10 protein-coding genes and 1 pseudogene are annotated in these 12,707 nt (G+C 28.6%); 8 read left to right on the plus strand and 3 right to left on the minus strand.

Annotated elements, in window-relative coordinates; genetic code table 11:
* The first annotated feature begins 37 nt into the window (after positions 1-37).
* From I4U58_RS08610 to I4U58_RS14140, 4 genes and pseudogenes are all read left to right on the plus strand, one after another.
* Entirely contained in the window at positions 38-1,201 is a 1,164-nt protein-coding gene (locus tag I4U58_RS08610) for a galactokinase (protein WP_195930890.1), read from the plus strand.
* 18 nt (positions 1,202-1,219) lie between these two features.
* Positions 1,220-2,206 (plus strand): UDP-glucose 4-epimerase GalE, encoded by a 987-nt coding sequence (gene galE, locus I4U58_RS08615; protein ID WP_195930891.1) that lies wholly within the window; start codon positions 1,220-1,222, stop codon positions 2,204-2,206.
* A gap of 15 nt (positions 2,207-2,221) precedes the next feature.
* Positions 2,222-3,718 (plus strand): annotated as a pseudogene (galT, locus tag I4U58_RS14135) (UDP-glucose--hexose-1-phosphate uridylyltransferase); the annotation flags it as partial.
* Positions 3,719-3,781: 63 nt separating this feature from the next.
* Positions 3,782-4,795, plus strand: a complete 1,014-nt coding sequence (locus I4U58_RS14140; protein ID WP_243269589.1) for an aldose epimerase family protein — start codon at positions 3,782-3,784, stop codon at positions 4,793-4,795.
* A 206-nt stretch (positions 4,796-5,001) separates the two neighbouring features.
* On the opposite strand, the gene I4U58_RS08625 is transcribed toward I4U58_RS14140, so the two are convergent.
* A complete protein-coding gene (locus I4U58_RS08625; protein WP_195930893.1) occupies positions 5,002-5,682 on the minus strand; it encodes an HAD family phosphatase in 681 nt (226 codons plus the stop codon).
* Positions 5,683-5,702: 20 nt separating this feature from the next.
* Positions 5,703-6,464 carry a DeoR/GlpR family DNA-binding transcription regulator gene (locus tag I4U58_RS08630; protein WP_195930894.1) on the minus strand — a complete coding sequence of 254 codons (762 nt, stop codon included), beginning with the start codon at positions 6,462-6,464 and terminating at the stop codon, positions 5,703-5,705.
* A 343-nt stretch (positions 6,465-6,807) separates the two neighbouring features.
* On the opposite strand from I4U58_RS08630, the gene lacG reads away from it, so the two are divergent.
* The 4 genes from lacG (at position 6,808) to I4U58_RS08650 (ending at position 11,842) form a co-directional block, all read left to right on the plus strand.
* On the plus strand, positions 6,808-8,211 hold the full coding sequence (lacG, locus tag I4U58_RS08635; RefSeq protein WP_195930895.1) for a 6-phospho-beta-galactosidase: 1,404 nt from the start codon (positions 6,808-6,810) through the stop codon (positions 8,209-8,211).
* 101 nt (positions 8,212-8,312) lie between these two features.
* Entirely contained in the window at positions 8,313-8,627 is a 315-nt protein-coding gene (locus tag I4U58_RS08640; protein WP_195930896.1) for a PTS lactose/cellobiose transporter subunit IIA, read from the plus strand.
* A gap of 29 nt (positions 8,628-8,656) precedes the next feature.
* Entirely contained in the window at positions 8,657-10,354 is a 1,698-nt protein-coding gene (locus I4U58_RS08645; protein WP_195930897.1) for a lactose-specific PTS transporter subunit EIIC, read from the plus strand.
* Positions 10,355-10,576: 222 nt separating this feature from the next.
* Complete coding sequence (locus tag I4U58_RS08650) at positions 10,577-11,842, plus strand: cation:proton antiporter (protein WP_195930898.1); 1,266 nt, start codon at positions 10,577-10,579, stop codon at positions 11,840-11,842.
* 188 nt (positions 11,843-12,030) lie between these two features.
* Here the strand turns inward: I4U58_RS08650 and I4U58_RS08655 are convergent, their stop codons facing one another.
* Entirely contained in the window at positions 12,031-12,543 is a 513-nt protein-coding gene (locus I4U58_RS08655; protein WP_195930899.1) for a ferritin, read from the minus strand.
* Between the last annotated feature and the right edge of the window lie 164 nt (positions 12,544-12,707).

Consider the following 12,707-nt stretch of genomic DNA (forward strand, 5'->3'; position numbering starts at 1 on the left):
TATAGAAATCGAAAAATTTTATATAGGGGGCAATATAGTGAAAAAATTTATTTTAGAAAAATTTAAGGATATTTTTAATTACGATGAAAATTTAAGAATATTTTTTTCTCCAGGGAGAGTTAATTTAATAGGTGAACATACTGATTACAATGGGGGTCATGTATTTCCTTGTGCTTTGAGCTTTGGTACTTATGGTGCTATTTCTCTAAGAGGTGATAAAATTGTTAGAATGTATTCAGAAAACTTTGTAGATAAAGGAATTATTACTTTTAATATAGATGATTTAAAAAATGAAAAAGAACATGATTGGGCAAATTATCCAAAAGGAGTTATAGAAGCTCTTAGAAATCATGGATATGATATAGAACAAGGATTTGATATGGTGGTATATGGAAATATTCCAAATGGCGCAGGTTTATCATCATCAGCATCACTTGAGCTGTTAATGGCTGTTATGTTAAATGATATTTTTAAATTCAATGTAGATAGAGTAGATTTAGTAAAATACTGCCAAGAAGCAGAAAATAACTTCATAGGTGTTAACTGCGGTATAATGGATCAATTTGCCATAGGAATGGGTAAAAAAGATAGTGCTATATTATTAGATTGCAACACTTTATCTTATAAATACAGTACAGTAGCATTAGAAGATAAGGTCGTAGTTATAGCTAATACTAATAAAAGAAGAGGTCTTGCAGATTCAAAATACAATGAAAGAAGAAGTGAATGTGAACAAGCGTTAAAAGAACTTCAAGTTAAATTAAATATAAAATCTTTAGGAGAGCTTACTGAAGAAGAATTTGAAAATAATAAATACTTAATAAAAGATGAAGTTAGGATAAAAAGAGCTAAACATGCTGTTTATGAAAATCAAAGAACTTTAAAAGCAGTAAAGGCTTTAGAAGAAAATGATATAGAAGCTTTTGGAAAATTAATGATAGAATCACATAATTCGCTTAGAGATGATTATGAAGTTACAGGAAAAGAATTAGACACATTAGTTGATTTATCATTAAAACACGAAGCTACTGTAGGAAGTAGAATGACAGGCGCAGGATTTGGTGGATGTACAGTATCTATAGTCGAAGGATCTAAAGTAGATGATTTCAAAAAGTTTGTAGGAGAAAATTACAAAAAAATTATAGGATACGATGCAGATTTTTATGTGGCTAGTATAGGTGATGGAACAAGAGAAATATAAATACGGGAGATGAATAATATGATATTAGTATGTGGTGGAGCAGGATATATAGGAAGTCATGCAGTTAGACAACTTATCGATAAGGGTGAAGATGTAGTAATAGTAGATAATTTAGAAACAGGACATAAAGATGCAATACATCCAAAAGCTAAATTTTACAAAGTTGATATAAGAAATGAACAAGAATTAAATAAAGTATTTGAAGAAAATGATATAGATGTAGTTGTACATTTTGCTGCAAATTCTTTAGTAGGCGAAAGTATGACAAACCCTTTAAAATATTTCAATAATAATGTGCACGGAACAGAAGTGTTATTAAAGGTTATGATTAAAAATGGTGTTAAAAAGATAGTATTTTCATCTACAGCAGCAACTTATGGTGAACCTAAACAAATACCAATATTAGAAACTGACCAAACTTGTCCAACAAATGCTTATGGAGAAACAAAGCTTTGTATGGAAAAAATGATGAAATGGGCAGATTGTGCACATGGTGTAAAATATATCTCACTTAGATACTTTAATGTTGCAGGTGCTCATGAAAGTGGAGAAATAGGAGAAGATCATAATCCAGAAACACATTTAATACCATTGATACTTCAAGTTCCTCTAGGAAAAAGAGAATTTATATCAATATTTGGAGATGACTACGACACACATGATGGAACATGTATAAGAGATTATATACATGTTATTGACTTAGCTGATGCACATATACTAGCAGTTGAAAAATTAAGAAGTGGATCTGATAGTAACATTTACAATCTTGGTAGTGGAAATGGATTTACAGTAAAAGAAATGGTACAAGCAGCAAGAGAAGTTACAGGACATGAAATACCAGCTAAGATTTGTGAAAGAAGAGCAGGGGACCCAGCTAAGCTTGTTGCAGCATCAAATAAAGCGAGAACAGAATTAGGATGGAATCCTAAGCATGAAAATATAAAAGAAATGATTGCAACAGCTTGGAAATGGCACCAAGGTCATCCAAATGGATTTGAAAAATAATAAGGAGAATTTGTTATGGATATATTTGTAGAATTTGAAAGATTGATAAATTTTGGATTAAAAAATAAATTATTTGAAAAAGAAGACGTAATTTTTATGAGAAATTCTCTTATAGAATTATTTAAAATAGATGAATATGTAGTAGAAGAAGTAGAAGATGAAGATTTAGAAAATGTTACACCTATAATGAATAATATATTAGATTATGCATATGAAGTAGGTATTTTAGAATCTAATTCACCAGTATATAGAGATTTGTTAGATACAAAAATAATGGGATTATTAATGCCTAGACCATCACAAGTTATCAATAAATTTAATGAATTATATAAATGTGATGAAAAAAAAGCGACAGATTATTTATACGACTTAAGTAGAGCATGTGATTATGTTAGAACTTCTAGAATTGCTCAAAATATGACTTGGAAAACAGATACAAAATACGGTCAATTAGATATAACAATTAACTTATCTAAGCCAGAAAAAGACCCTAAAGCTATTGCAGCAGCTAGAAATATAAAGAGTGCTTCTTATCCAAAATGCCTGTTATGCAAGGAAAATGTTGGATATGCAGGTAGATTAAATCATCCAGCTAGACAAAATATAAGAATAATACCTTTTGAACTTCAAGGAGAAAAATGGAATTTACAATATTCACCATATTCTTATTATAATGAACATTGCATAGTGTTATCTAGTGAACATGTTCCTATGAAAATAAGCAAAAAGACTTTTGACAGAAATCTAGAATTTGTAGAAAAATTTCCACATTATTTCATAGGGTCTAATGCAGATTTACCTATAGTAGGAGGTTCAATACTAACTCATGATCATTATCAAGGTGGTAGATATGAATTTGCAATGGCAAAGGCTGAATCCGTTTACGATATAGATATAGAAGGATATGAAGATTTAAAAATATCTGTAGTAAAATGGCCATTATCAGTTATCAGAATAAATGGCAAGGATAGAGAAAAGATAAGTGAATTAGGAGATAAAATATTAAATCATTGGAGAAATTACAGTGATGAAAAAGTAGGAATATATGCATATACAGATGAAACTCCTCATAATACAATTACACCTATATCAAGAAGAAGAGGAGAAAACTATGAATTAGATTTAGTTTTAAGAAATAATAGATGTGATGATGAGCATCCAGATGGTATATTCCATCCACACAAAGAGCTTCATCATATCAAAAAAGAAAATATAGGTCTAATAGAAGTACTAGGATTAGCTGTATTACCAGCTAGACTTAAGGAAGAGTTAGCTAAAGTAAAAATATGTTTATTAGATAGTTCAAAAGAACATTTAATGCATGAAGATGAAGCTTTAGTACCTCATCTAGATTGGTTTAATTCAATTAAATCTAAATATGTAAATATAAATGAATCAAATGTAGATTCAATAATAGAAAATGAAGTAGGATTCGTATTTGAAAAAGTGCTAGAAGATTGTGGTGTTTTCAAATGGGATGAAGAAGGACAACAAGGTATAAAAAGATATCTAGAAGATCTTAAAAATTGTATTGAAAAAAAAACTTTAAAATGTAAAAAAAAAGTAGTAGGGCATTTGAATAATTCTGATATTGTAGCTTATAATGTAAAGTTTGAAAATGGATTTGAAGTAGAAGTACTTAATTTAGGAGGTGTTATAACTAAAATAATAACTCCTGATAAAGATGGTAATTTAGAAAATATAGTAGTTGCGTATGAAGATATAGACGACTATATAGAAAATCCACATTATTATGGTGCAATTATAGGAAGAACAGGTGGAAGGATCTGTAATGGAAAAGTAGTTATAGAAGGTAAAGAATATCAACTAAATAAAAACTACGGTTTACATCAAGGTCATGGAGGCGATGAAGGTTTCAATAAAAAAATATGGGATGTAGCAGTTGAAGAAACTGAAGAGTATGTTTTATTAAATTTAAGTCGAGTTTCACAAGATAAAGAAGAGAATTACCCTGGAAAATTATATGCTGAAGTCGTTTATAAAATATATAAGGATTTTAAATTAGACATTATTTATAAGGCAGATAGTGATAAAACGACTTTAGTTAATATGACAAATCACAGTTATTTTAACTTAAGCGGTAATATAAAAAGACCTGTAACAGATTTTAATTTAAAGCTTGATTGTGACAGTTTCTTAGAACTTGATGAGACTTCTATTCCAACAGGTAAAATTTTAAAAGTAAAGGATAATAAACCGTTTGATTTTACAGAACTTAAATCTATAGGAAAAGATATCGATGATAATAATCAGCAAATAAAATTTGGCAAGGGGTATGATCATGCGTTTTTATTAAAAGACGATAAAAAAATATACGTTGAAGATCCAAAAAGTAAACGTAATATGACTATTCAAACCAGCCAAGACGCTGTAGTTATTTATACTATGAATTCTCAACAAAAGAAAAATACTTATATGGGAAAATTACCTCCTATACGCCATGGAATTTGTTTTGAAACACAAGCACCTCCAATTGGAAAAGATATGTGCTTTATAGATAGATCTATATTAAAAGAAAATGAACAATATCTTCAAAGCACAACTTATTCTTTTGGATTGATTAAATAAATATTTAATTAAAGCTCCCAAAACAATTGAATTTGTAATGATTTAAATTTGATTGTTTTCATATATAACATATATTTTTATATTTTATACAAAGCTATCGTAATTTTATATTAGTGCGATGGCTTTTTTTTGAAAAAATTTAAAAAAAATGAGCTGTTCATAGTCCTCTTGAGATAGAACAGCTCATTTTCTTATGATTTATAGTTTTATTTAAATTCTTTAGAAACTTCGAAGAAATTAGTAAAATCTTTAATTAAACCATCTTTACACATATTATTTTCAGCAAATAATTCAGCATTTTTTCCAAAAGGATCTATAGCCATTATTTTACCTATATTTGCTTTTCTAGCAGCTTTAATTCCAGAGAATGCATCTTCAACAACTAAACATTCACTAGGATCTAATCCTAATTTACTAGATGCTATTAAAAAGATATCTGGTGCTGGTTTACCAGGAAAAGTTCCATTATCGTAAACGACTTTATTAATATCAAACCAATTTCCTAATTTAAATATATCAAAATAAAAATCTAAGTTTTCTTTAACTGTAGCAGTAGCTATAGTTCTAGGTATATTATTTTCTTTTAGAGTATCTAAAACATCAGTTAATCCATTTGTTAGTTTTAATTCTTCAGGTCTTTCTAGACATAACTCTCTGTAGTAAGCTTCTTTTTCATAAGATAATTTTTCTATTTCCTCATCAGTTAAAGAATCAGAAACAAAGAAATTAAGAATTTCTTTATTTGTTCTACCATGAAGATTTACAGAGATATCATGCTCAGTTAATTCTCCTTTAGAGTATTTTTTTACCATATGAACCCATGCGGCTTCATGTAAGTGTGAGTCTTGAAACATTGTTCCATTAAAATCAAAAATTATTCCTTTCATAAATTACTCCTTTGTTTGTATTATTTTTTTGCTATTATTATATTTACATATTGTTCATAGTGCTTTTGTACATCGCTATTGATACCCCAATCAGTTATAAGATAGTCGATATTGTGAAGGTTATAAAATACATAAAAATCATCTTTATTTATCTTTTTATGATCGACAAGAAGGTATTTTTCCCTTGAATTATCTAATGCGATTTCTTGAGCCTTTCCTTCTTCGATATTGTAATTACATATAGCTTCATTATGTATACCATTTGCACTTATAAACGATTTATTAAAATTTAATTTTTTTAAATTTGCATTAGTTACAGGTCCAACTAATGCTCTAGTATTTTTTCTAAAGTTACCACCAGTTAATATTAACTCTATAGTGTCTGATAATTTTAGAATATCAAAAACTGGATAGTTGTTTGTTATTACACGAATGCGCTTATTTATTATATTTTGAGCTAATAACTCAATAGTTGTCCCAGGACCGAGAAATATAGTATCTCCGTCTTGTATATAAGAAGCAGCTAATTGTGCAATTTTACTTTTTTCATCGATTTGGAGCCCCTTTTTATCTGTGTGTGAGAGTTCTTGATTTATAGAATAAGAAATACTTTGAGCTCCTCCATGGATTCTGACAAGTTTTCCTGCTTTATCTAATTCGTCTAGATCTCTTCTAACTGTCATATCAGAAACGTTAAGTTCATTTATTATATCGTTCACATTTATGATACCTTTAGAATTTACCATTTCGACAATTTTATATAATCTCTCTCTTTTTAACATAGTTATCACTCCTTGCTTTAAACATAATTTATCATATATTAAATATTAAGTCAATAAAAACAAACAAAAACAAACAAAAAATAAAGTTAGAAATGATACTGCTATAGGTGTGTAGAAAAATATTCATATGAGCTAGGAATATATTGAAAGTAAACGATTTTATATTTGAATAAAATATGTTGAAATTCTTGGAAAAAAATTTGGAAAACGATTGACTTAATAGATATATAGATGTATAATTAAACAAAAGAAAACAATAACAAACATTAAAAAACGTTTAAAAAGATTAAAAATAAATAAATACAATAAATCAATGAAATATAATGTACAGGAGGACTATCGTATGTTTAAAACTTTACCAAAAGATTTTATGCTTGGTGGAGCAACAGCTGCATATCAAGCAGAAGGAGCTACTAAAGAAGGTGGAAAAGGGGCAGTAGCTTGGGATGAATTCTTAGAAAAACAAGGAAGATTCAGTCCAGATCCAGCAAGTGATTTTTATCACAGATATGAAGAAGATATAAAATTATGTGAAAAATTTAGTATAGATTCTATAAGAATATCTATCGCATGGACAAGAATTTTTCCAACTGGAACAGGGGAAGTAAATCAAGAAGGTGTAGATTACTATCATAGAGTATTTGAAGAATGCAAAAAAAGAAATATAACTCCATTTGTAACACTACATCATTTCGATACACCAAAGACATTATTTGATAACGGAGATTTTTTAAATCGTGATACAATAGATGCTTTCCTTAAATATGCAGAATTTTGTTTTAATGAATTTAAAGAAGTTCATTATTGGTCTACATTTAATGAAATTTATCCTGTGGCAACTAATCAATACTTATTGGGAATATTCCCTCCAGGAATAAAATTTGATTTTACAAAAATAATACAATGTCTTCACAATATGATGTTAGCTCATGCTATGACAGTAAATCTATTTAAAGATGGCAACTATGAAGGTGAAATAGGTGTAGTTCATTCATTAGAAACTAAATATCCAGCAACTGACTCAGAAGAAGATAAGAGAGCAGCTTTTATAGAAGATGCATTCTCAATAAGATTTTTATTAGATGCTACATATTTAGGATATTACTCAAAAGAAACAATGGAAGCTATAGATCATATTTGTAAAGTTAATAATGCTACTTATGATTTTAGAGATGAAGATTTTGAAATAATGAAAAAAGCAGCAAATAGAAATGATTACTTAGGAATAAATCACTATCAATGTCATTTTATAAAAGCTTATGATGGAGAAAGTATGATTCATCATAATGGAACTGGAGATAAAGGTAGTTCAGTTTATAGAGTAAAAGGTATAGGAGAAAGAATATACAAAGAAGGTTTACAAAGAACTGATTGGGACTGGTTAATATATCCAGAAGGTCTATATGATTTATTAATGAGAATAAAGAAAGATTATCCAAATTATAACAAAATATATATTACAGAAAATGGTATGGGATATAAAGATGAATTTGAAGATGGAATAATAATGGATAAAGCTCGTATAGATTACATAAAAGTTTATTTAGAAGCTATAAGTGATGCAATAGCAGATGGTGTAAATGTAAAGGGATATTTCTTATGGTCATTAATGGATTTATTCTCATGGAGCAATGGATATAATAAAAGATACGGACTATTCTATGTAGATTTTGAAACACAAAAGAGATATCCAAAAGAATCAGCTTATTGGTATAAAACAGTAAGTGAAACAAAGGTAATAATATAGAAAATTTTTAAAATAAAAATATGATATTACAAGGGAATATTATAATAATATACCCTTGTAATAATTAAAAATAATGAGATATGTATTTAGGAGGAGATAAGATGAATAAACAAGAATTAGGAATGCTTGGATTTGAAATAGTTGCTTATGCAGGCGATGCTAGAAGCGCATTAATGAAATTATTAAAAGAAGTTAGAAGTGGAAATTTTGAAAATGTAGAAAAATATTTACAAGAAGCAGAAGAAAATTTAAATTTAGCTCATAGTTCACAAACAAAAATATTATCTCAAGAAGCAGCTGGTGAAGATTTAGATATAGGATTCATATTTATACATGGACAAGATCACTTAATGACAACTTTATTATTAAAAGAAGTTGTTCAAGATTTTGTAGAACTTTATAAAAGAACTAAATAGTATTTTAATAAAAAAGGGGAGATTTTTTTATGGGAGCGATAATAAAACAAATTGAAAAAGGGAAGCCATTTTTTGAAAAGATTTCAAGAAATATTTATTTAGGTGCGATAAGAGATGGATTTTTAGCTGCTATGCCTGCAATATTATTTTCTAGTATATTTATATTAATAGCAGCTGTACCAGAAGTATTTAATTTTTATTGGCCAGAAAATGTATCTACTTGGCTTTGGAAAGTTTATAATTATTCTATGGGTGTTGTTGGTTTACTTGTTTCAGCTACAACAGCTAGATGTTTAAGTGAATCTATGAATAGATCAATGCCAAAAAATAGAGTAATAAATGCTGTATCAACAATGTTAGCTTCAATAGTAGGCTTTTTACTATTAAGTGTAGATCCAATAGATGGAGGATTTTCTACAACTTATATGGGAACTAAAGGTTTATTAGCTTCATTTATTTCAGCATTTATAGTAGTTAATGTTTATAAATTCTGTGTTATTAGAGATATAACTATAAAAATGCCAAAAGAAGTTCCAGGAACAATATCTCAAACTTTTAGAGATATAATACCTTTTGCTTTATCTGTATTTCTAATAGTACTTGTAGATTTAGTAGTTAGAAATATAACAGGAGCTTCATTTGCTGAATTTATTATAACTTTATTACAACCATTATTTACAGCTGCAGATGGATATGTAGGAATATCTATAATCTGGGGAGCTATGGCACTATTCTGGTTTATGGGTGTGCATGGTCCATCAATAGTAGAACCAGCTATAGCAGCGATAATATATGCAAATGTAGATGCAAACTTAGCTTTATATCAAGCTGGAGAACACGCTTCAAATGTTTTAACTGTTGGTCTTGGTAACTTTGTAGGTACTATGGGAGGAACAGGTGCAACTTTAATATTACCTTTTATATTCTTACTATTTGCAAAATCAAAACAATTAAAGGCGGTAGGAAAGGCTTCTGTTGTACCAGTTTGTTTTGCAGTAAATGAACCATTATTATTTGCAACACCAATAATTTTAAATCCATACTTCTTTGTACCATTTATATGTGCACCAATTGTGAATGTATGTATATTTAAATTCTTTGTAGATGTAATAGGAATGAACAGTTTTATGTACGTGTTACCATGGGCTACTCCTGCTCCACTAGGTTTAGTATTAGGTACAGGATTTAGTATATGGGCATTTGTACTAGTAGTAGTATTACTAGTAGTTGATTTTGTGATTTATTTCCCATTCTTTAAAGCTTATGATGATGAGCTATTAGAACAAGAAAGAAATAATGCTGAAGAAGAAAAAGAAGAAGAAAAAATTGAAGCAAAAGAAAAAGCTCAAGTAAAAGAAGAAGTTGCAGCTACAGTATCTGATGAGGATGCAACTGAAAATAATAATAAAGAAGTTAAACCAACAAATGTATTAGTATTATGTGCAGGGGCTGGTACAAGTGCTATGCTTGCAAATGCACTTGTAGAAGGAGCTAAGGAATTAAATCTTCCAATATCTGCTACAGCAGGTGCATATGGTTCTCATTATGAAATAATGAAGGATTTTGATATGATAATATTAGCACCTCAAGTTGCTTCATATTATGATGACATAAAAGCAGATGCAGATCGTCTTAATGTGAAACTTATTGCTACAAAAGGTGTAGAATATATTAATTTAACTAGAGATCCTAAAAAAGCAGTTGAGTTTGTATTAAGCCAAATTTAATTGTATTTAAAAAAACACCTATTTATATAAAAAATGCTATCGTGTTTTATTGCGATAGCATTTTTCGTGTTTGAAAAGAGTGTTAAAAAAATATCAAATATAAATTTATATTTAATTTTAAAATACAGTTAAAAATGTTAAAAGAGTGTTAAAACCAGTGCAATTGACTTGGAAAAAGCTTACTATAAATATATAGAATATAAATGTAAGGGGATGGATATTATGGAGTCATCTATACACACAATTGCATGTAATCATTTATTGATACTCTTTGCAGTAGTTACAATGACAGGAATAATATGTAGTAAATTAAGTGATATTTTGAAGATTCCTGACGTTGTATTATTTTTAATAGCAGGTATTTTTATTGGTCCATCAGTATTAAAATTTATTGATATTAGCCAATATCAAGTCGAAAATCAACTTATACTTACATTTGGATCAGCTTTTATATTATATATGGGTGGTAAAGAGATAAGTTTAAAGGTATTAAAAAATGTAAAAATAAGTGTGTTACTACTTTCAACTGTAGGAGTTTTAATATCAGCATTTCTTATGCAACAAGTAATAGGTTTTTCATTTAAAACAAGTGCAATGGTAGCACTTTTAGCAGGAAGTATAATTGCTTCAACTGACCCAGCAACATTAGTACCTATTTTTAACCAAATTAAAATAAATAGAAAGGTATCACAGACAGTTATAAGTGAGTCTGCTTTTAATGATGCCACAGGTGCAATTTTAACTTCAGCTGTACTAGCTATTATGTTATCAGGAAAATTCTCATTACAAGAGAACTTATATGAACTTGTATTGATGATAGTAATAGGTTTAGTAGTAGGATTGCTTACAGGAGTTATTTTATTAGCATTAGTAAATGACAGTCCAAGGGGAATATTCCAAGATTACACACCTATAATATCTATAATATCTGTAATAATAGCATATGAATTATCTACAGCACTTGGCGGAAGTGGATATATGTCATGCTTTATAGTAGGTATAGTTACAGGAAATAAACAAAACTTCAAATTATGGCTAAGTCAGAAATCCTACGATGCAGATTGTCATGTAGCAGAAACATTAGGTACAATTTGTAGAATGTGTATATTTATAATTTTAGGTAGTCAAGTTGATTTACAAGTAGTAGGAAAATACTTTGTACCATCAGTTATAAGTGTTGCATGTTTTATGTTTATTGTAAGACCGATAAGTGTATTAGCATGTACTTTAGTTGATAGACAGGCAAAATGGAAGAAAAATGAGATATTTTTTATGATGTGGGTAAGAGAGACAGGTGTTATACCGGCAGCTCTTTGTGGTATAGTAACATCAATGAATATTCCGGGAAAAGAAATTATATCATCAGTAGTATTTATGACTATACTTATAACTTTGATTATACATGGATCAAGTACAAAGTTTGTTGCTAAAAAATTAGGTCTTTTAATAGAAGATAAGCCTACAGAAGAAAATAAAGGGTTGGTATAAATTTAATATAAATAAAAAAGGTGTGGGACAGATTGATTTCCCACACCTTTTTTAATTCTAAGGAAATTAGATATTATCTGGTTTGTGGATAATGTATAATTTCCAACCTATTAACTTAAGCAACGGAATCTTTGATTCGTTGGCGCCATGAGCGAAGCGAATTTTTTTAATTCTAAGGAAATTATATATTATTCGTTTGTTGCAAGAGCTACATAAACTCTTTGTGATAACTCATCATCTAGCATGTATAATGCATGAGGATTATCAGCACATCTTTTTACCTTTTTAAGTAAAGTTGTGAAATTATCTTCTTCTTCAACTTGTTCATCGACAAACCAATTTAAAAAACTAATAGTTGCATGTTCTTTTTCAGAAACGGCTATATCCATTATGTTATATATTTTTCTTGTTACTAATTCTTCATGAGCTAAACCAGTTTCAAATACTTCTATAATATCAGTATAAGTTTCTTTTGGTTTGTCTATTTGGCCAAGGACTACAGTGCCACCTTTTTGGAATACATAATCATAAAATTTCATTGCATGATCGATTTCTTCTTGTGCTTGTACTCTAAAGAAGTTAGCAAAACCACTTAAATCTATAGATTCACAATAAGCAGCCATAGCTAAGTAAGTATAAGAAGAATAAAATTCAAAAGTAACTTGATCATTAATAGCTTTTTCTAAATCTTTACTCAACATAAATTTGCCCCCTTAAAAATAAGATATAATTATATTTTATATCAAATAGTTAGAAAATGTAACTTTATATATGTATAATTTTAGTGTTTATTGTTGTATTTTTCAATACTCATTGTTTCTGTTTCTACAAGTGTTCCCAATTCTTTTATTTTTACAAATCCAGA

Origin of the sequence: Clostridium sp. 1001270J_160509_D11 (assembly GCF_015667935.1) — a bacterium.
Lineage (GTDB): Bacteria > Bacillota > Clostridia > Peptostreptococcales > Peptostreptococcaceae > Intestinibacter.

Bases quoted from the DNA above. Each gene is read 5' to 3' on its own strand.
- I4U58_RS08625 (WP_195930893.1), bottom strand. From the start codon at position 5,682: ATGAAAGGAATAATTTTTGATTTTAATGGAACAATGTTTCAAGACTCA.
- I4U58_RS08650 (WP_195930898.1), top strand. From the start codon at position 10,577: ATGGAGTCATCTATACACACAATTGCATGTAATCATTTATTGATACTC.
- lacG (WP_195930895.1), top strand. From the start codon at position 6,808: ATGTTTAAAACTTTACCAAAAGATTTTATGCTTGGTGGAGCAACAGCT.
- galE (WP_195930891.1), top strand. From the start codon at position 1,220: ATGATATTAGTATGTGGTGGAGCAGGATATATAGGAAGTCATGCAGTT.
- I4U58_RS08640 (WP_195930896.1), top strand. From the start codon at position 8,313: ATGAATAAACAAGAATTAGGAATGCTTGGATTTGAAATAGTTGCTTAT.
- I4U58_RS08630 (WP_195930894.1), bottom strand. From the start codon at position 6,464: ATGTTAAAAAGAGAGAGATTATATAAAATTGTCGAAATGGTAAATTCT.
- I4U58_RS08655 (WP_195930899.1), bottom strand. From the start codon at position 12,543: ATGTTGAGTAAAGATTTAGAAAAAGCTATTAATGATCAAGTTACTTTT.
- I4U58_RS08645 (WP_195930897.1), top strand. From the start codon at position 8,657: ATGGGAGCGATAATAAAACAAATTGAAAAAGGGAAGCCATTTTTTGAA.